The sequence below is a fragment of the Kushneria marisflavi genome (assembly GCF_002157205.1).
GTDB classification, from domain to species: Bacteria; Pseudomonadota; Gammaproteobacteria; order Pseudomonadales; family Halomonadaceae; genus Kushneria; species Kushneria marisflavi.
On the sequence record NZ_CP021358.1, the window covers coordinates 1102151 to 1121586 of the forward strand.

16 protein-coding genes are annotated in these 19436 nt (G+C 57.9%); 4 read left to right on the forward strand and 12 right to left on the reverse strand.

The genetic code is table 11. The features are described 5' to 3' along the window. The first annotated feature begins 311 nt into the window (after positions 1-311). Positions 312-1928, forward strand: coding sequence for an alpha,alpha-trehalase TreF (treF, locus tag B9H00_RS05185; RefSeq protein ID WP_086899745.1), 1617 nt, complete (start codon positions 312-314; stop codon positions 1926-1928). A 98-nt stretch (positions 1929-2026) separates the two neighbouring features. Here treF and clpB read toward each other — a convergent pair whose 3' ends face one another. The 3 genes from clpB to rluD all read right to left on the reverse strand — a co-directional run bounded on the left by clpB (position 2027) and on the right by rluD (position 6514). After that, positions 2027-4621: an ATP-dependent chaperone ClpB gene (gene clpB, locus B9H00_RS05190; protein WP_086899746.1), complete on the reverse strand. Its 2595-nt coding sequence runs from the start codon at positions 4619-4621 to the stop codon at positions 2027-2029. 181 nt (positions 4622-4802) lie between these two features. Continuing rightward, positions 4803-5558 carry a peptidoglycan editing factor PgeF gene (gene pgeF, locus B9H00_RS05195; protein ID WP_086899747.1) on the reverse strand — a complete coding sequence of 252 codons (756 nt, stop codon included), beginning with the start codon at positions 5556-5558 and terminating at the stop codon, positions 4803-4805. Then, a complete protein-coding gene (gene rluD, locus B9H00_RS05200) occupies positions 5555-6514 on the reverse strand; it encodes a 23S rRNA pseudouridine(1911/1915/1917) synthase RluD (RefSeq protein WP_086899748.1) in 960 nt (319 codons plus the stop codon). Before rluD ends, pgeF begins: the two co-directional genes overlap by 4 nt. 204 nt (positions 6515-6718) lie before the next feature. On the opposite strand from rluD, the gene B9H00_RS05205 reads away from it, so the two are divergent. Both B9H00_RS05205 and B9H00_RS05210 read left to right on the forward strand, forming a co-directional pair. Continuing rightward, positions 6719-7525: an outer membrane protein assembly factor BamD gene (locus tag B9H00_RS05205; RefSeq protein WP_086899749.1), complete on the forward strand. Its 807-nt coding sequence runs from the start codon at positions 6719-6721 to the stop codon at positions 7523-7525. Positions 7526-7751: 226 nt separating this feature from the next. Continuing rightward, complete coding sequence (locus tag B9H00_RS05210) at positions 7752-8036, forward strand: PP0621 family protein (RefSeq protein WP_086899750.1); 285 nt, start codon at positions 7752-7754, stop codon at positions 8034-8036. On the opposite strand, the gene thiO is transcribed toward B9H00_RS05210, so the two are convergent. After that, complete coding sequence (gene thiO / locus B9H00_RS05215) at positions 8028-9125, reverse strand: glycine oxidase ThiO (RefSeq protein ID WP_086899751.1); 1098 nt, start codon at positions 9123-9125, stop codon at positions 8028-8030. The two genes, B9H00_RS05210 and thiO, sit on opposite strands and share 9 nt — an antisense overlap. Before the next feature lie 121 nt (positions 9126-9246). Here thiO and B9H00_RS05220 point away from each other — a divergent pair, with 121 nt between their 5' ends. Further along, the gene (locus tag B9H00_RS05220; protein ID WP_086899752.1) at positions 9247-9729 is read left to right on the forward strand and encodes a GspH/FimT family pseudopilin; all 483 of its coding nucleotides are present in this window, start codon (positions 9247-9249) and stop codon (positions 9727-9729) included. Positions 9730-9740: 11 nt separating this feature from the next. On the opposite strand, the gene B9H00_RS05225 is transcribed toward B9H00_RS05220, so the two are convergent. The 8 genes from B9H00_RS05225 to ispH all read right to left on the reverse strand — a co-directional run bounded on the left by B9H00_RS05225 (position 9741) and on the right by ispH (position 19363). Beyond that, positions 9741-11174, reverse strand: a complete 1434-nt coding sequence (locus B9H00_RS05225; protein ID WP_169713420.1) for an EAL domain-containing protein — start codon at positions 11172-11174, stop codon at positions 9741-9743. After that, entirely contained in the window at positions 11171-12712 is a 1542-nt protein-coding gene (locus tag B9H00_RS05230; RefSeq protein ID WP_086899754.1) for a PAS domain-containing protein, read from the reverse strand. Before B9H00_RS05230 ends, B9H00_RS05225 begins: the two co-directional genes overlap by 4 nt. 83 nt (positions 12713-12795) lie before the next feature. After that, the gene (locus tag B9H00_RS05235; protein WP_086899755.1) at positions 12796-15813 is read right to left on the reverse strand and encodes a PilC/PilY family type IV pilus protein; all 3018 of its coding nucleotides are present in this window, start codon (positions 15811-15813) and stop codon (positions 12796-12798) included. After that, the gene (locus B9H00_RS05240) at positions 15813-16310 is read right to left on the reverse strand and encodes a PilX N-terminal domain-containing pilus assembly protein (protein ID WP_147376585.1); all 498 of its coding nucleotides are present in this window, start codon (positions 16308-16310) and stop codon (positions 15813-15815) included. The genes B9H00_RS05235 and B9H00_RS05240 overlap by 1 nt, the downstream gene beginning before the upstream one ends. Further along, positions 16300-17223, reverse strand: coding sequence for a PilW family protein (locus tag B9H00_RS05245; RefSeq protein ID WP_086899757.1), 924 nt, complete (start codon positions 17221-17223; stop codon positions 16300-16302). Before B9H00_RS05245 ends, B9H00_RS05240 begins: the two co-directional genes overlap by 11 nt. Beyond that, positions 17223-17804: a type IV pilus modification protein PilV gene (gene pilV, locus B9H00_RS05250; protein ID WP_086899758.1), complete on the reverse strand. Its 582-nt coding sequence runs from the start codon at positions 17802-17804 to the stop codon at positions 17223-17225. Before pilV ends, B9H00_RS05245 begins: the two co-directional genes overlap by 1 nt. Before the next feature lie 103 nt (positions 17805-17907). Next, positions 17908-18381, reverse strand: a complete 474-nt coding sequence (locus B9H00_RS05255) for a sterol desaturase family protein (protein ID WP_086899759.1) — start codon at positions 18379-18381, stop codon at positions 17908-17910. Positions 18382-18409: 28 nt separating this feature from the next. Further along, positions 18410-19363, reverse strand: coding sequence for a 4-hydroxy-3-methylbut-2-enyl diphosphate reductase (gene ispH / locus B9H00_RS05260; protein ID WP_086899760.1), 954 nt, complete (start codon positions 19361-19363; stop codon positions 18410-18412). Between the last annotated feature and the right edge of the window lie 73 nt (positions 19364-19436).

The window sequence follows — 19436 nt, forward strand, 5'->3', positions numbered from 1 at the left end:
AACCTTCAAGACTCTATCAGTGATGTCCCGCTGTCAACTGATGCGTGCGCATTTATAGCGCTCAGACCTCAAATAGGGGTCACATATTGCACGATATCAGTGCATGGGAGCACAACAGTTTTGATTAGTGTCTGCCGTTATGATGTGTATCAGGGGAAAGACATCGGGATGAACTATCCTGCGTTAACACCGGTCATCATAAAGGGAGGCTTTAACATGTCAAAAGCGTCCCGAAACTGCTAGGACAGTGTCACTTATTGCCTGTCAGTACGATCCGGAAGAAACGCCATTTATTGTTTCAGGAATTTGCCATGACCATGACCGCTGCCGCATTGACACCTTCGATGCCGGATACGCCCGAAGTCGCCGAGCTTCCGCCGTTGCCGGAGCATCTCTGGGGCAGGCTGTTCCACGATGTCCAGAGTCGCGGTCTGTTCGATGACAGCAAGACCTTTGTGGACATGATCCCGACCAAATCGGCCGAGGAGATCATGGCTGATTACGCGCATCTCTGTGCGAACCATTCAGACTGTGGTGATGCACCCTGTGTCAGCAACAAGGCGCTGCGCGAATTTGTGGAAGCACGCTTTGAGCGCATCGAGACTCAGGCCAATGTCGAACCGCCTCAGCGTCAGAGCACCGTGCGCGATCATATCGATGCCCTCTGGAATGTCCTGACCCGCCAGCCGCGCCCGCGCTACAACCCCAACTCGTCTCGCCTGCCTCTGCCCCACGCCTATGTGGTGCCCGGTGGTCGCTTCAACGAAATCTATTACTGGGACAGCTATTTCACCATGCTGGGGCTGCGCGAAAGTGGTCGCATTGATCTGGTCCGCGACATGGTCAATAACGCTGCCTTTTTGATCAATGCCTACGGTCATGTGCCCAACGGCAACCGTACCTATTATCTGTCGCGCTCCCAGCCGCCGTTTTTCTGCGGCATGGTCGGCCAGCTTGCCCAGCATGATGGTGAAGGCGTGTATGAGCACTACCTGCCCCAGATGGAGCGTGAATACATCTACTGGATGGATGGCGTCGAGGCCCTTCACCACGGCGAAGCCTACCGCCGCTGCGTCAAGCTCTCAGAAGGCACGTTGCTTAATCGCCACTGGGACGATTTGAACACGCCTCGTGAGGAGTCCTTCCGTGAGGACATGGAGACAGCCACTCATTCAAATCGCGATCATATCGAGGTGTGGCGCAATCTTCGTGCCGGGGCCGAAAGCGGCTGGGACTTCAGCTCGCGCTGGCTGAGCGACCCTCACGATCTGAGCACCATCCGTACCGTGGACATCCTGCCGCTGGATCTCAACTGCCTGCTCTACCACATGGAGTCCGTTCTGGCCTCGACCCATCGCAGGCTTGGACATTACCAGCGCGCCGATCTGTTTCAGAGCGCGGCCAATTCAAGGCTGGACGCCCTGCGGCGGCTGTTCTGGTCACAGGATGAAAAACGTTTTGGTGACTATCTGTGGCATGAAAACAAACTGACCGAGAGCATCAACGCCTCGATCGTCTTCACCCTGTATTTCGGCGTGGCGACAGAGGAGCAGGCCGACCATGTTGCCAATACGCTGGAATATCAGCTGCTTCAGCCCGGCGGGCTGATGACGTCTACCATTGATACCGTACAGCAGTGGGATGCCCCCAATGGCTGGGCGCCGCTTCAGTGGATGGCCATCAAGGGGCTCAAACGCTACGGCCATGACCGGCTGGCAGATACGATTGCGAAACGCTGGATGCACAACAACTTCTACCGCTTTGAAAAAGACCATAAGCTGCTGGAAAAATATAACGTCATGGATCTGGATGGCGCGCCGGATGGCGGTGAGTATCCGTCTCAGGATGGCTTTGGATGGACCAATGGCGTGCTGCGCGCCCTGCTGTCGCTCTATCCGGATGCCACGCTGAGCAGTACCGCCCCCTGACCAGGTCAGGCGGATATCCGGCCTCATGCCGGGCATCAATATATAAAAAGGGCGGCTACCGAGGTAGCCGCCCTTTTATCGTTTGACGCCAATCAGGCTTATTCAGCGCCATCCTGGTCGAGGATCAACACACCGTCACGGGCATCCACGTGGACAGTGTCGCCCGGGGCATAGCGCCCGGAGAGTAGCGCCTGTGCCAGCGGATTTTCGATCCGGTTCTGGATGGCGCGACGTAGCGGGCGCGCCCCGTACACCGGATCGAAACCTGCTTCGGCCAGCTGTTCCATGGCGGCCTCACTGATGGAGATCGAAACATCTCGATCTGCCAGCCGACGACGCAGCTGATCCAGCTGAATGTTGGCGATCGCCTTGATCTGCGTTTGACCCAGGGCATGGAACACGACAACCTCGTCGATACGGTTGATCAACTCGGGCCGGAAGTGTGAGGACACTTCATCCATGACCGCAGCACGCATGCGCTCATAACCGGCATCATCCTGCTCGCTGGCAAAGTTCTGGATGATGCTGGACCCCAGATTCGAGGTCATGACGATCACGGTGTTGCGAAAATCTACCGTTCGCCCCTGTCCATCAGTCAGACGACCGTCCTCGAGTACCTGCAGCAGAATATTGAAGACATCCGGATGCGCCTTTTCGACCTCATCAAGCAGCAACACCGAATAGGGCTTGCGGCGCACGGCCTCGGTCAGATAGCCGCCCTGCTCATACCCCACATAGCCCGGAGGGGCACCGATCAGTCGGGCCACGGAGTGCTTCTCCATGAACTCCGACATATCGATGCGCACCATGGACTCTTCGGTATCGAACAGGAATCCTGCCAGCGACTTGCACAGCTCGGTCTTGCCTACCCCGGTCGGCCCCAGAAACAGGAAGGAACCGTTGGGACGGTTGGGGTCACTGATCCCGGCGCGCGAACGGCGTACGGCGTTGGACACGGCCGTCACGGCTTCATCCTGACCGATGACACGCTCGTGCAGCGCCTCTTCCATACGCAGGAGCTTATCGCGCTCACCCTCAAGCATTTTCGACACCGGGATACCGGTCCAGCGTGACACGACTTCAGCAATCTCCTCCTCGGTCACGATCGAGCGGAGCAGCTTCAGCGGCGTGCTTTCCGCCTCACCGGCTTCACTGATTTTACGCTCCAGATCCGGAATCAGACCGTACTGGATTTCCGACATGCGGCCCAGATCACCCTGACGACGCGCAGCTTCCAGATCGGTGCGCGCCTGTTCGAGCTCGGCCTTGTACTGCGCCGCGCCCTGAAGGCTGGCCTTTTCGGACTTCCAGACCTCCTCGAGATCGGCGTATTCACGCGACATGGTGTCGATCTGACCTTCCAGTAGCTCGAGACGCTTGCGTGTCGCCTCGTCCGTCTCCTTCTTGAGCGCTTCACGCTCGATCTTGAGCTGAATCAGACGGCGCTCGAGACGATCCATCTCCTCCGGCTTGGAATCCATCTCCATGCGGATACGAGAGGCTGCTTCATCGATCAGATCGATGGCCTTGTCGGGCAACTGACGATCCGTGATGTAGCGGGTGGAAAGACGCGCTGCCGCAATGATCGCCGGGTCGGTAATGTCGACGCCATGATGAACCTCATAGCGCTCCTTGAGGCCACGCAGGATGGCGATGGTGTCTTCTTCTGAAGGCTCATCGACCAGCACCTTCTGAAAGCGGCGCTCAAGCGCGGCATCCTTTTCGATGTCCTGACGGTATTCATCCAGCGTCGTGGCGCCCACGCAGTGCAGCTCCCCGCGGGCCAGCGCAGGCTTCAACATGTTGCCAGCATCCATCGAGCCCTCGGTCTTGCCGGCGCCCACCATGGTATGAAGTTCGTCGATGAAGAGAATGACGCGCCCCTCTTCCTTCGCCAGCTCGTTAAGCACGGCCTTGAGGCGCTCTTCAAAGTCACCGCGATACTTGGCCCCCGCCAGCAGGGCGCCAAGATCCAGTGACAGTACCCGCTTGTCCTTGAGACTTTCCGGCACTTCGCCGTTGACGATGCGCTGGGCCAGCCCCTCGACGATGGCCGTCTTGCCGACGCCGGGCTCGCCGATCAGCACCGGATTGTTTTTGGTCCGACGCTGCAGTACCTGAATGGTGCGACGAATCTCGTCATCACGACCGATCACCGGGTCCAGCTTGCCGCTGGCGGCGCGCTCGGTCAGATCCATGGTGTACTTGTCGAGCGCTTCACGCTTCTCTTCGGCTTCGGCATCGTTGACGCTGTCGCCACCACGCAGGGCATCAATGGCACGACGTACGCCCTGCTCGGAGAGCCCTGCCCCACTCAATGCACGGCTGATGGCTGATTTTGTCTGCAGCGCCGCCAGCAGTACCAGCTCGGTAGCAATGAACTGATCACCGCGCTTTTGTGCTTCGCGATCGGCCAGGTTAAACAGCTGACCCAGTTCCTGGCCCATGGTGACATTGCCATCGAACTGACTGACCGTCGGCAGATCGTCCACCACTTTGGTCAGCGCGTCGCGCACGCGGCCCGGGTCGCCCCCGGCCTTTTGAATCAGCCCCTTGAAACCGGAATCCCGGCTGTCCAGCAATGAAAGCAGCACATGCCCCGGCTGTAGTTGATTGTGACCGCGCCCTGCTGCCAGAGACTGGGCATCGGCCAGAGCGGCCTGCAATTTACTGGTGAGTTTGTCGATTCGCATCCCGTGTCCTCTCATCAGGCGCTCTGGCCGGTCAGGGCTGCATCATCGCAGAGCCGTCATCTCAAAGCGCGTGTATCAGTATATTGCCAACAAAGATGGGGGCGCCGGGAAGCGTTTCAAGCAGGAGTGGTAAAAATATTATGTTAAATTCAATATTTCTGATTAGAGCACCTTAAGCGCCCTAACGAAGCCAGATAACACTACTCATCCGCCCGGTCAGGCCGTTGTCACGGCGATGGGAATAAAAGCGGGGATCGGAGGCCGTACAGAAATGACCGCCACTGATGTCGGTGATTCCCAGCGCCTCAAGACGCAGGCGTGCCAGCCGGTAAAGGTCGCACATGAAATGCCCCAGACGGTAAGGGCTCGCCTCAAAGGCACTGGCGGCTTCCGGGTGTACATTCACGAAAGCGTCGTGCACTTCATGCCCGACTTCATACTGCATGTTGGAGATCGCAGGCCCAAACCAGGCCATGACCTCATCAGGAGCGCAACCCAGAGCGGCCACGGTGGCCTCCAGCACCCCGCCCGCCAAACCGCGCCAGCCGGCATGCGCAGCCGCGACCCGGGTGCCACGCTTGTCACAGAACAGGACCGGCAGACAGTCAGCCGTCTGGATCACACAGGCATAGCGCTGATCGAACGCGATGGACGCATCAGCCTGCGGCGGCGGCGTTTGGAAGGACTGCTGAACACGGGCCCCATGGACCTGATCCAGCCACAGCAGGGGCCGATGATCCCCGATTCTTGCGCCCAGCAGCTGACGCAACCAGGCCACCGTTTCAGGGTCATCTCCCACATGAGAGGCGGCATTGAAGGCGGCATATACCCCCTGACTGGGGCCGGTTTCGCGCGTGGTGACAAAGGCACCGACCGACCCGGGAGCGATCCAGTCCGGAACGATGAGCGTGGGCTGATCACGGCTGTCCTGGTTCATTCCTCGGTCTGATCCTCGCGCAGAATATCGAGCAGCATGAACATGTCATTTGGCAGTTCTACACCAAACTCGACCAGTTCATGATGGGCGGGATGCATAAAGGCCAGTCGGCGCGCGTGCAGGGCCTGACGCGAGAAGTGTCGCAGCGCTTCCTTGAGTGCCTCGCCGGCGCCGGCAGGCAGCTTGAGACGCCCGCCATAGACCGGGTCGCCTACCAGAGGAAAGCGCTGGTGCGCCATATGCACGCGAATCTGGTGCGTACGCCCGGTTTCCAATCGGCAGCGAACATGGGTATGGCCACGAAAGCGCTCGACCACTCGGTAGTGTGTTACCGCCGGCTTGCCACCGTTGGCGACAACGGCCTGGCGCTTGCGATCTACCGGATGCCGTCCAATGGGCGCATCTACCTTGCCCCCGGCGATCATGGCGCCAGTGACAATGGCGTCATATTCACGTTTGACCCGACGGGCCTGTAGCTGCTCGACCAGAGAGGTTTGCGCCGCCAGCGTTTTGGCGACCACCATCAACCCGCTGGTGTCCTTGTCCAGACGATGGACAATCCCGGCGCGCGGCAAGGTCGCAAGCGCCGGCGCATGATGCAGCAGTGCATTGAGCAGAGTGCCGCTCTGATTACCCGCCGCCGGGTGGACGACCAAGCCTACCGGCTTGTTGATGACCAGCACGTCATCGTCTTCATGCACGATGTCCAGCGCGATCTCCTCGGCCTCCCAGACCCGATTTTCTTCCAGTACGGCATTGAGGGCCAGTACGGCGCCTGACATGACCGGTGCTCGAGGGCGTACCTGCTGACCATCCACGGTCAGGGCGCCCTCCTTGATCCAGCCCTTGAGGCGCTCGCGGGAGAACTCGTCAAAGAGTTCTGCGGCCGCCTGATCCAGTCGCAGACCGGTCATGGCGTCGGGGACAATGCGTGTTTGTTCGATGGTCTGTGACATGCAATTCTCTGCAGGAGCATGGGCCGAGCATTTCGCCGCGGCTTTACAATGCTTTATAGTGCGGGGTCGCCGGTACCGGGAACAGGCAGCGCGTCATTCGCGTAATGCGCTGACGGTCCGTATAGTAGGCCCCACACACTTCATTCAGTAGCTGTTGGGCGGATTCTATCATGCCGCCACGGTTTGTTTGAGACGAGGACGACAATGCGCGCCATTTCCCTGAGCGCCCTTGCGCTGGCTGCCGTCATGCTGGCCGGTTGCGCCAGCAGCCAGAGCCAGGAGCAGGATAAAGAGCTTACCGAGCAGCAGCTCTATCAAAACATTCAGCGCTCGCTCGACAATGGCCGCTACTCCGCTGCCGTCACTCAGCTTGAAACGCTGGATAACCGCTATCCGTTCGGAGAATACGCACAGCAGGCCCAGCTCGAGCTGATCTACGGCTACTATCAGGTCGGCAACTGGGAAGCCTCGCGGGCCGCAGCAAGCCGTTTTATACGGCTACACCCTGACCATCCGCAGGTGGATTACGCCTATTACATGCGCGGTATGGCAGCCTGGGAATCCGGCCGCTTCAGTCTGGAAAGTCTGGATCTGATCGACATTTCCAAGCGCGACCTGGGCGCCACACGTGATGCCTATGTCGATTTTGGTGAAGTGGTCCGGCGCTTCCCTGACAGTGCCTATGCACCCGACTCTCGTCAGCGCATCATTTTCCTGCGCAACGTGCTGGCTCGTCATGAGCTTCAGATCGGTGATTTCTATCTGCGCAAGCAGGCCTACCTTGCTGCCGTCAATCGCGGGCGCTGGGTGCTGGAGCATTATCCGCAGACGCCGGCCACACGTGACGCGCTGGCCGTCATGGTGGAGGGCTACATGGGCCTGGAGATGAAAAAGGAAGCTCGCCAGGCACTGGCCGAGCTGATCCACAACGATCCGGACAATGCCCGTCTCAATGGTGAGACCTTCAATCCACGCTATCTCGGTGGCTCATTGAGTCTTGAAGACCACTGATGGATGAGCTGCGGCATCGATGATTCCGAACGCCCTGCCGAAAGGCGGGGCGTTCGGGATTCAGCCTGACGCGGCGCTGGCATCGTCATGATACGCTTTGACATAAGGCACCCGGGCGATGCCCTTATAACGATCATGGCAACGACCATTCTGCCTGTTCGGAAGACCCCATGAACCGAAGCAGCGCCATGGTCTGATCACTATTTCAGGAGTCAGAATCCTTCACATGGCCCGACTGATTATTGTCGCCGCCCTGCTCTGGCTGGGATGGCTGTTCTATCGACGCTTGAAGCGTCAGCGCCAACCGCAACCGCCGACGCCATCCTCGGGAGAGGCCATGGTCCGCTGCGCCTATTGCCATGTACACGTGTCGCGCCATGACGCGCTGGAAGACCCTCACGTCAATGAACTATCGCGTCATCTGCCGGGCGAAAGACACTGGTTCTGCTGTCAGGATCATCAGGCCCGCTTTATCAGCAACGGGCCAAGGCCACGTCGACGCTCACCCTGAGTGAGGCACACCGTAGGGTGTCGGATCTACCGGAAGGGGTGTGCCTGATACATGGGCACATAGAAGATCCGCCGTGGCAGGAGAGAGCACCACGCCGTTGCCGCCGTGTCCTGCGTTGATATAAAGCCCTTCAATATCCTGCACCGCACCCACAAAAGGAATGCTATCCGGTGAGCCGGGCCTTAGCCCCGCCCAGTGATGGGTGACCTCGACCTCCTTGAGCGTCGGCAACATTTGCAGCGCCATGGCATGAATCCGCGCGTAGCCCTCCCGGGTAGTGGCCCGATCAAAACCTGCGTCCTCAAAGGTGCTGCCAGCCAAAATGTGATGATCGCGTCGGGGAATCAGATAAAAACCGTTCATCAACATCACCGATGGAAGCAGCGCCTTCTCGGCCTTGAAGAGCAGCATCTGCCCCCGAACGGGCCTAATGGGCAGCAATACATGACGTTCCAGTAACCGACGAGTCCAGGGACCACCGGCGATGACCACATGCGGTGCCAAGTGCCGCCCCCTTGGCCCTGTCACGCCCTCGATTCGACCGTTCTCCGTTAGCAGCGAGGTGACCTCAAAGTGCTCGATCAGCGTGGCGTGCGGATGGTTCAGCAGCCACTGTCGCAGCGCCTGTCCCAGCCGCGGCGTTCGAATACTGCCACGTTCGGGCAGCCAGAAAGCAGGATCCAGCGAGGGTGTCACCCAGGGCCCCAGCTGCTCATGTGCCCTTGAAGAGTCCAGTGATACCAGCATGTCGTCATGACGTGCAGACCAGTCCCGCGCCCTGTCAGCATCCTCGACCCGAACATGCATGATGCCGTGAGCCGTATATTGCGGATCGATGCCGGTCGCCTCTGCCAGCCGGCTGGCAAGCTCGAGCCATTGAGACGCTGCCAGAGCATCCAGCTGGGCAATGGGGTCGCGGTAGCGCCAGGGGTATAGCGGTATCAAAATGCCGCCGCCGGCCCAGGAGGCTTCTCTTGCACAGTGGCCTCGCTCCAAAAGCGTGACCCTAAAACCCTGCTGTATCAGTTTGAAGGCGCTCATCATGCCATTGATGCCGCCCCCCACCACGATGACATCGCTTGCGTTCACACGCCCCTCGTTCCTGTGTATGTCATGTATCGACGCTCCTGCGCACCAAAAAATTAGAAATCCTTAATAAAACGACCGTTTCGCCGTTAAGGCCTATTGGTAAAGGGTAAAGGAGAATGTTGTGCGTGCTCAGCAGGGGATTACCTTGGTGGATGCCGTGATCACACTAGCTGTTATGGCGCTGATGATCGGCTGGTTCATTCCCTCCATGCAACAGTGGCATGCCCACCATCTGCTGGATACTCAGATGCGTGATGTGCAGGGACTGATGCAACAGGCTCAAATGGCCAGTCTGAATCACGGCCGGCCGTGGACGCTGTGTGGTAGTCGTGACGGCGTTCACTGTGATGGCCGCTGGAAATATCTGCTGGTGCTGGATGCCGGTAGGCATGTCCGCTATCGCATCCAAGGAAACGACCAGGTCAGCCTGCACTGGAAGGGATTATCAGAGGCACTTGTTTTTCATCCCAGGCTTTCAGGCAGCATCCTCAACGGCACCTTTTATCTTTGCCACGCTCAACAAGGACGAAAGCTGATCGTCAATCGATTGGGACGCATGCGCTTTCAGAGCATCGACAGTGAGGACTGCCAGACACACCCATGAAGCCCGGGCGTTTATTCAAGCCAGAGCTTCTCGAGCGGCATCGGGCGATGCAGATAATACCCCTGACCATAATTCACACCCATTTTGACAAGCTTTTCCACGCTGGCGCTGTCCTCGATAAATTCGGCCACGGTCAATGCACCCAGGCGCTGAGCAATCTGATTGATGGCATCGACAATCACCTGATCCACCGCATTGTCACTCACGTGACGGATAAAACCACCGTCAATCTTGATGATATCGACAACGAAATTGCGCAGGTATCCAAACGAGCTCAATCCGCTTCCGAAATCATCCAGTGCAATACGACACCCCGCACTGCGCAGCTCGGCAATGACCTCAACGGCCAGAGCGAGATGGTTCATGAGTGCCGTTTCCGTAATTTCAAATATCAGTGCCTGAGGCGGAAGAGGAGATGCCGACAGGATCTCCTGTAACCAGGGCAGGAAGGTGGCATCGTTGAGCGAATTGGCAGATAAATTGATGCTCAGTGAGCGGCCATTGCGTACCTGTTCCATACGCTCGCCGTCATGGACAAGCGCATGCTCGATCACCCAGCGATCCACGGCAGCCATGATACCGTAGCGTTCAGCCACCGGAATGAAGGCGCCCGGCGCCACTATCTCGCCCTCCCGTCCCAGCATCCTGACCAGGATTTCCAGATAATCGCTGCCCTCACCCTGCAGGGGAACAATTCGCTGACAAAACAGTACGAAACGATCATTTTCAATCGCCTCGCGCAGCCCTGCCGCCATGAAGATATCGCGATGGTACTGCTCGATATCTTCCTGCCCGGGATGATAAATGGTTGCCCGGTTTCGACCATACTGTCGTGAGGTATAACAGGCGACGTTGACGCGACTGAGCAGGGTGCCAAAGCTTTCAGCCTGATTATCTACCGGTATCAGCCCGGCGCTGACACTCACTTCATGAACTCGTCCTTCCCAGGAAAACCTCAGAGCACTGATGGCTTCAATCACGGTCTCCACCCATACCGCCGATGCTTCGATATCGCGCCCATGAAGCAGCAGGGCGAACTCGTCTCCACCCAATCGCGCCAGCACATCCCGGTCATCGAGATACCGTTCGATCAGACGGGCAATCTCGATCAGCAGTGCATCCCCTGCCAGGTGTCCTGCCGAATCGTTAATGACCCGGAAATGGTCAAGATTCAGGATCGCCAGAATGGCAGGCGCTGCCCCACTCTGATCGATGGCCTCCTCAACGGCCTGCTCGAAGCGTCGACGATTATATAATCCTGTCAATGCATCATGGCTGTCGGTAAAGCTCAGGCGCCGCTGGAGCTCACGGGCACGCGACAGATCCTGAAAGACCACAATCATCCCCATGGGAGACCCACCTGCGGCTCGTACTGGCGCAGCCGTCGCATTGATTTCGCGAGCCTCCTGATCCCTGTTGATCAATACCGCATCGTCGCCGCTCATACAGCTTCGTTGCGTGACAGGCAGGTATTGATCAATTCGAGCGACTGCGGTGCCATATCCGGCCCGTGAAGATGAAACACCTCCTGAAGCGGACATTGCCTGGCCCGAGAGAAGTTCCAGCCGGTGATCTCTTCGGCGACGGGGTTCATGAACACGACATTGCCGGCCATATCAGTGGCAATGACACCATCCCCGATCGAATCAAGCGTGACCTGCAAACGCTCCTTTTCCTCCTGCAGATCATGAGCGAGCTGTTCGCGTTCCAGTTCCAACTGGCGGGCAGCATGGATATCGATCAGCGTGCCGACCATCTGCAGCGGCCGGTCCAGTTCATCGAACTGCATAACCTTGCCGCGTGACTGATACCAGCGGTAGCTGCCATCTTTCTGGCGCGCGCGATATTGCACCACATACAGTGGTGTTTCTCCTGCAATATGAGCGGCAAGCGCCTGTTCCACGTGTGCCACATCATCCGGGTGGGTTTTCTCACGCCATAGATCCATCGAGAAGGAAGCGCCCGCCTCCTCCCCGAGCATACGATGCGCCTCCAGAGAGGCACTGATCTGGCGGCGCACAAGGTCAATCTCCCAGACGCCCTGCCCACTCCCCTCCAGTGCAGACTTCCAGCGCTGCTCGCTTTGCTGTAGTCGTAACTGCTCCCGACGAAAATCATGTAATGCCATTGCGAGTAAAAGCGCCGGCAACACCGTCAGGACGATGGTGATGTAATGAAACATGCCGATGTGAACGGCATCGTCCTGCTGGTAGAAATGCACCAGTACCACCAGTGAACTGACACTCACGATATTGAGCAGGGTGCTTCGAAAAAAATCGAACAGCAGCGCCCCGAGCAGCAACATGCCGATGCTCCAGGTCACTTCATCGGGAAAAAACAAAATGATGACCGCATTCACCGCTACGGTCAGAAGCAGCACGGCATTAAACCCGTTCAGAATGCGGGAAGAAAGCAGCTCCCGCCAGCGACCGATGGAGCTTTTGAGGGCCACCGGCAGCATGATAAGCATCCCCAGACAGCCCGACAGATAGTGAATCCACCATGACTGGAAAAAACCTGTTTCAGGCAGCGAGACTGTCAATGCCAACATCAGAGAACTGATCAGCGGAATTAAAAAGGCACCAATCAGCAGGATACTCAAAAAGGAAGAAACGGAGCTCGTAATGAGCACCCCTTTAAACTGCCAGCGTAACCAGAAAGCGCCTCCCAGAATTTCGAGGCCATTAACAAAGGTATATAGGAGAACTTCATGAGGTGTGTGGCAAAGATATTGGGCCAGCACATCTGCCAGCAAGATACCCACCATCGGTATGGCCCAGTCCCGCGGATGCAAACGAACCAGTCCCGCGATGGCCATGGGCCCGGCAAACCACGGGGCCACCACGGCGTCCTCCATACTGGAGAGCCTTGTGCCCGCCAGCACCAGCAAAAAATAGGCCAGCATGAACAGTCCCAGCCGCAACCAGCGAGCGAGGCGCTGGTAGTCGCTGTTTCCGAATATCTGCTCGTAGATTCCCAGCATCGGTTCCCTGCACCCGGCCCTCTGAGGCCTTTATTATGTTATTGCCTGACATGGCCATATAATATGTACGATATCCCACGTGATCACTGCTGATACCACCATAGCGGCGCCGTGACCAGACACTCCCGAAAGGCCTCGTCCTCGGCATCATACTGACCGCAGCCATTATCATCGTCAGTGCTTGACGTACTCTCATTGCCAAGCACTTCTGCAACCCGTCGAGCCCTGTCACTGTCCAGCACCCGAGTACGTAGTCCTTCTATCAGGAAGGTCGGTGTTTCCTGCAGATAGTTACCCATATTGGCACTTTTGACCGTAGCGCCTTGCTGCTCATGCCGATGCCCATTGTCACGCCAGGCCGGCAGGGAAAAACCATATAGTGTTGAAACGCCACGAGCGGCCATGCACATGTCAGCAGGCACTTCAGGCTGGTAAGTCGTGAACAGTGTATTGCCGGCGATCGTTGAGGCATCTGACAGCACCTTTTCTCCATCCGGCAGCATCAGCCGCCAGCCATGAAAGGCGCTCGTGTCCAGAAACCCTCTTTGATCTACCGGAGCACGAAGCATATAGGTGGAATCCTGCGCCAACGCCTCAATTAGATCATTATTGCTGAGTATGCCGGGTACAGGGGTCCTGAGGGAACCACCGAGCCAGCGGCTGACGTCGAGAATATAAAACGCATCATGGCTGTCGGCGTCCAGCGGGCTGGCACGATTACCGCTGCCCAGCATCAATAGATCCACGGGCTTTTGATCCAGATAGGTGCGCACCAGGTTGGCTCGATTGAAAAAGGCGCGATCAATACCTTCCTGATCATGACGCCCCAGTGTGGCCACCTGGTGGAGCTGCCAGTCCGAGGTCGTTCTTTTACCGTCCGAGCCATCATCCCCCAGCTGCAGATCGGCGAACCAGACATTGCCACCCGTATCGCCAAAGAAGGCACCGTCCACTGCCCCGTCAAAATCTCGATCCACGGGTGTCAGGGTCGCTGGCACACTGTCTTTCGGCCCCTTGAGCGAGGCAATGATGACACCGCTTTGGGCATCGATCACTACCATGCCTGCGCCCAACCGGGCGGGCCCACGGTCGGCCATGACGTCGTATCCCATGCCCACCAGAAACACGGCCCGTCCATCGGCCAGCGTCACTGCCACCGGTGTGGACCAGCTCTGCCCCCAGTCCGATGCAGCGGTGTGCCAGGCCATTTTCGGCTCGTCCGGAGCCGTCACGTTCAGTCCATAATAGCCACGGCCACCTCGACCAAATCCGAACGCCAGTATTGCCTTGTCAAGGGTTGCATGGCGCTGACCCGTCGAATCGATCTTCGTGCCATAGGAAAGCCAGGCCCCGGGTGAGCCATCAATGCCGTAGTGCGTCGACTGAGAAATATACTGTTGACCGCCAGCATCCTCAGGCCATGGATACTCCGGGCGAGTATTGAGCATGCGATAAACGGCGATGGCTGCTGTCTCGCGAGGCCAGAAGGCCCAGCGCTCACTCCCGCTGGCATCATCTATGGCGTGAAGCACCCCCTCATTGGTCCCGGCGAAAATGCGAATGCGCTGCCTGTCGACCGGACAATTTGAAGTCGCATCGGCACAGCCATAATTGATGGCCAACGGCTGCGAGTGAACGATATCGCCCATTATCCAGGGCCGGATATCCGTCTCGCTTTCACCGGTCACATCTCGTCCGTAAATCCAGTCCGCCAGCTGTCGGGAGCTATAGCCCGCCTGTTTGAGAACGCCCAGAGCACGCGCATCGATACCATCACCATCAAGGGTCTGATCGATTCCGGGCCTGGCGAGCGGGCCAAAGGCGGCGTCCTTGCCAAGATCGGTATAAAGGTTTCTGCCCGAAACCGCCTGCTCAAGCAAACGCGCGCCGATGCCCCCCTGCTCGACGGCATTTGGCGCGGCAACCTCCGAAATGCCTCGACTCCAAAGGTCCCGTTTGACCGGATTAACGGACTGGCCCGCCTCTACCGCAAACTTTTTCAGATTGCCGGTCCAGGGCACATAGCCTCGTGGCAAAAAACCGGGCGCATAGACCAACCCCAGGTTTTCCGTACCCTCGATGTTGGCCACCGTGCTGAAACGCTGCGACTGGGTTTCGTTTTCAATGATGCTGCCCAGAATTCGACTGAAGGCCAGATCCAGTCCGTCCCGGTCGTTGGCTTCGTAGTAACCCTGCGAAATGCCCGGCGGCGGCTGGGCGGCATCCTGAAGCAGTTGCTGCTGGGTGGTAAAACCGATAGTGAAGGTGTAGGCATGCTGAGAACCGGATAAATCCGGTGCCAGATCCCTTTCAGCCATAAAGCGTGTCAGCTGGGGCAGACAGTTTTCCTGTCGCGATACTCTGTTCGAGTTCAGCGGATCTACGGCGTCATAAATACCACAGGGCTTGCCGGTCAACGTACGTATGCCTGCGTTGGCATTGGTGTCCCACTGTGGAATGCCATCGGTCATGTAAATGACATAGACATTTTCACAGGCACGCAGCGGACGGCGGTAATTACCGTTTTTATCTTCGGAATTACGATCTCTCAAGGGTTCTACACCGCCACTGTCCTTGCCATACGTGACTGACCGACCGTTCATATAACGGTATACCTCGGCCATGGTTTCGCATAAAGGGGTAGAAGTATTGGCCTGCAAAGCATTGATAGTGTTTAAAAGCGACAGGCGTTCGCCGCCACTCTGGCGGGGCGTATTGGTAAAGGCTTGAACAACACGACCACCGTTATAAAGCTCCTGAACCTGGCAGTTGGTGCCAAACCAGTTGCACTGGATTTGCGCACGATTATCGTTGAAGACACTCAGGGAGAAATTAATACCGGGATGCTTGCTGACCAGCCCGCTGACGATGTCCTTTGTCACCTGCAGTCGAGACCTTGTACTGCTGCCGACGGCTGTCTGCATGCTGGCCGAAGTATCAATAATCAGCATGACCTGCGGCTGGCCACCGCCGCCGCTGGCCTGGTAGGCAGGCAGATAGATATCCACATCATCGGCACGTGCACTATGCGAAATCGCCAGACATGTCATCAACACCATGAACCACTGATGCACCCGGCATTGGAATACGCCGATCCTCATTACGGTGCTCCTCCCGTACTCAGCGTGACGACGCCCTGATAGATGCCTCGCGCTTGATCACGGGAAGCCTGAAAATCCCTGGGTACGATGCGCAGATTGAAATAGCGATAATGGTGTAACGCCTGACTTCCCGTGGACGCAAGACTTGTGGCATAGCGACGCTCAAGCTGTTCACGAACCGCGCTGGAAAGCCCTACCTGCTCATCTTCCAGACACAGTCGCTGCACGCTCAGCTGTGTTTCACCATTTGGTGGGACCACCTTTTCACTGCACTGAGTGTTCAGGTGAACCGGCATGAGCGTGTCAAGCTGCGCCAGCTGTGCCTCGATCTCGCCATCCTGCTGCTGAAAGCCCTGCACGCCGGTCTCGGCATAGTGGGCCAAGCGGGTATCCAGTAGTCCTCGCTGGACCAGCGATACGGCGAGCAGCGTCATGGCGGCCAGCAGCATCAATCCGATGATCAGCGTAAAGCCTTGCTGGCGGTGATCAGAAATCATAAGCCCCTCGAAGCCGGCCATTGCGCAGGGTCGCCGTGGTCACAAACAGACGCCGTTGATAATGATCGGGACCAAAGGCGAGCACACGCCCGGCGACCAGAAACTCACGCGCCGGCATCAGCTGCGCCATTTTTTCGCTACGCATCACCATGTAGAGTCTTGCCGCGACCACTCGGTCCCAGTCCTGAATTGTCCATTGGGCCACATCGATAGTGCTGTAGAAGCGGTTGGCACTACCATCGCCGGTCTCATCACGCCCCCACTCCACCTCAAATGCCTCCACATGGCGCACGATTTCGTTGCTGATAGATCTTTCGTCGGAATTGGGCTTCTCAATTTGAGTGGCGTAAAGCGCCGGAACCTTTTCTCCGCTGTACGCATCATCGACCATGCGCAGGTGATAGATACCAGTACGATAGTGCCAGTCGCCCTGACAGGACTGATCGAAGGTGAGCTGTCGCGAGGCATCCAGTGTCAGGCAGGCACCGTTACCGTGATTGGCGTAGCGCACAGCCACTACGGCTGATGGATGGGAAGTGCTGTATTCCAGAGTGCTGGCACTTTCAGGTATGAGGCCAAGTGTTTTGGCCTGCTGTGCAGTGCCTCCCCAGACAGGCATGGCGCAGGTGATATTGACGGCTCTAGTCATATCGCTGCATTTATCATCACGCCGAGGCGACAGGATCTCACCCCAGAACCCGGTACGCCGCAGCTCCTCGCTTAACAACTGCGTGGCCATGCGCCCCCGGACCTGAAGGTCCGCCATGGCATGCTGCTGATGAAAACTTCGCGCGATCTGCATGTAAAGCACGATGACGGCTGAGAGCACCACCAGACCGATCGCCATGGCGATCATCATCTCCAGCAGAGTGATGCCACGCTGAGCATGGAAGGAAGAAGGTGAAGAGGCCATCAGCTACCAACCGGGTGATAGCGGCTGCTGGCCGTCACACTCTGACGAGCGCTGGTAATGTCACTACTACCGCAGACAGTGGCATCCGGCGCGCTCCCACGACCAGTGCCGCGCCAGACAAGGGTTACCGTCGCATCGAATCGCTGAGCCTGCGATGTGATCGAGATACAGGCATGCGCCTGTTGCAGACCATCAAGACGGTAGCTCTTGCCTGGTGCCTGCGTGATCTGCTGCCCCCAGTCGGCCAGATCAAAACGTGCCATTGTCTGGCTGTCGCAGGTGGACTGCCGGCAATCGCTGCCATTTTTCTGCTGCAGGTCACCAATAGGGGCATGAGCACTCTCCCCCACATTGTAGATGGGCATCGCATCACGAGTGGCATTGGCCCGCAGCCTTTCAAGCATGTCGTTGACCAGAAGGGTGGCACGGCCACGCTGCAGGGCCTGTTCATTGGCCTGCTGAGCATGCAGCACAAGGCTCATGACGCCCATGGCGCCAAGGCTCAGCACCACCATGGCGACCAGTACTTCCAGCAGGGAAAAGCCCCGCTGTGAGGGAGGAATACACGTATGAGACATCATGTCGAATCCGGGCGCTGAACAGCGCTCCTATCGGCATGATGGCGGCACAACTTGAGAAGAAGAGGATCTACTTTCCCGGAATCCGGACAGAGAAAAAGGGTGATCAGGACCGGCGGCGCTCGGCCAGTTCACGCTTCAAACGATTAATGGGCCAAATGACCAGAAAGCCGAAGGAGACGGCGCCTTCCTTCGTTTCTACCGCGTGATGCATGCGATGGGCCTGAATGCGCTTTTTCCAGAAACGCTGCTGTCGATCAAACGGCACCGGAAATCGTCGATGCACCAGTCCGTCATGAAACATGAAATAGACCAGTCCATAGGCCGCAATGCCCAGGCCAAGCGCCAGCTGCAAGGCATGGCCATTGAGCCCGTTATAGATCAGCACTACCGAGGGCAGCGCGAAAACCACCGCAAAGAGATCATTGAGCTCGAAAAGTCCGTGACGCTCACTGTGATGCGAACGATGCCAGCACCACAGGAAGCCGTGCATGATATAGCGATGCGTAAACCAGGCCACAAACTCCATACCGGCAAACGCCAGCAGAAACAGCATTACCCAGAGCAGCAGATCTGCCATACAGGCCTCCCGATGATGTCAGCCGGCTTCAGGCGCTGACGATGACCTTCTCTCGCAACTCTTTCGGCATGGAGAAGGTAATGGTCTCTTCGCGCCCGGCAAGCTCTTCAGGCTCCTGCCCACCCAGTTCCTTGAGGCGGTCAATCACGCCCCTGACCAGGACCTCCGGGGCGCTGGCCCCTGCGGTCACACCGACAACATTGCAGTTTTCAAACCACTCGCCCTGCATGGCTTCGGCATTATCAATCAGCCATGCCGGCGTGCCCATACGCTCGGCCAGCTCGGCCAGACGATTGGAATTGGAACTGTTGGCGCTGCCGACCACCAGCAGAACATCACACTGCTCGGCCAGTTCGCGTACGGCATCCTGACGGTTTTGCGTGGCGTAGCAAATGTCGTCCTTGCGCGGCCCCTGAATGGACGGAAAGGTCTCGCGCAACGCATCGATGACCTTCGAAGTATCATCCATCGACAGCGTGGTCTGGGTCACAAAGGACAGGTTTTCGGGATCCTTGACCTTCAGCGCCCGGGCATCGGCTTCGTCTTCTACCAGATAGATGGCACCGCCGTAACTGTCGTCATAACGGCCCATGGTGCCCTCGACTTCCGGATGCCCGGCGTGGCCGATCAGGATGCACTCGCGCCCGCGCCTGGCATAGCGCAGCACTTCCATATGGACCTTGGTCACCAGCGGACAGGTGGCATCAAAGATGCGCAGGCCGCGGCGCTCGGCTTCCTGCTGTACGGCGCGTGAGACGCCATGTGCCGAGAAGATGACGATGTTGTCATCGGGGATATCGTCGAGCTCCTCGACGAAGATGGCGCCGCGCTCGCGCAGGGTGTCTACCACATAGCGGTTGTGAACCACTTCGTGACGGACATAGATCGGGGCACCGAACACATCGAGCGCCCTGTTAACGATATCGATGGCGCGATCAACGCCTGCACAAAAACCACGTGGATTGGCCAGCCTGATCTGCATGGGCCACCTCGCTATTGAATAATGGTGTCAGTGTCGCACATCAGGCCCCTGATGGGCGAACGGCGACGGGGTC

Excerpts from the sequence above, each read along its gene's own strand:
- B9H00_RS05235 (WP_086899755.1), bottom strand. The coding sequence starts at position 15,813 with ATGAGGATCGGCGTATTCCAATGCCGGGTGCATCAGTGGTTCATGGTG.
- ispH (WP_086899760.1), bottom strand. The coding sequence starts at position 19,363 with ATGCAGATCAGGCTGGCCAATCCACGTGGTTTTTGTGCAGGCGTTGAT.
- B9H00_RS05255 (WP_086899759.1), bottom strand. The coding sequence starts at position 18,381 with ATGGCAGATCTGCTGCTCTGGGTAATGCTGTTTCTGCTGGCGTTTGCC.
- B9H00_RS05245 (WP_086899757.1), bottom strand. The coding sequence starts at position 17,223 with ATGGCCTCTTCACCTTCTTCCTTCCATGCTCAGCGTGGCATCACTCTG.
- treF (WP_086899745.1), top strand. The coding sequence starts at position 312 with ATGACCATGACCGCTGCCGCATTGACACCTTCGATGCCGGATACGCCC.
- pgeF (WP_086899747.1), bottom strand. The coding sequence starts at position 5,558 with ATGAACCAGGACAGCCGTGATCAGCCCACGCTCATCGTTCCGGACTGG.
- clpB (WP_086899746.1), bottom strand. The coding sequence starts at position 4,621 with ATGCGAATCGACAAACTCACCAGTAAATTGCAGGCCGCTCTGGCCGAT.
- B9H00_RS05240 (WP_147376585.1), bottom strand. The coding sequence starts at position 16,310 with ATGATTTCTGATCACCGCCAGCAAGGCTTTACGCTGATCATCGGATTG.
- B9H00_RS05230 (WP_086899754.1), bottom strand. The coding sequence starts at position 12,712 with ATGCTGGGAATCTACGAGCAGATATTCGGAAACAGCGACTACCAGCGC.
- B9H00_RS05225 (WP_169713420.1), bottom strand. The coding sequence starts at position 11,174 with ATGAGCGGCGACGATGCGGTATTGATCAACAGGGATCAGGAGGCTCGC.
- B9H00_RS05210 (WP_086899750.1), top strand. The coding sequence starts at position 7,752 with ATGGCCCGACTGATTATTGTCGCCGCCCTGCTCTGGCTGGGATGGCTG.
- pilV (WP_086899758.1), bottom strand. The coding sequence starts at position 17,804 with ATGATGTCTCATACGTGTATTCCTCCCTCACAGCGGGGCTTTTCCCTG.
- B9H00_RS05205 (WP_086899749.1), top strand. The coding sequence starts at position 6,719 with ATGCGCGCCATTTCCCTGAGCGCCCTTGCGCTGGCTGCCGTCATGCTG.
- rluD (WP_086899748.1), bottom strand. The coding sequence starts at position 6,514 with ATGTCACAGACCATCGAACAAACACGCATTGTCCCCGACGCCATGACC.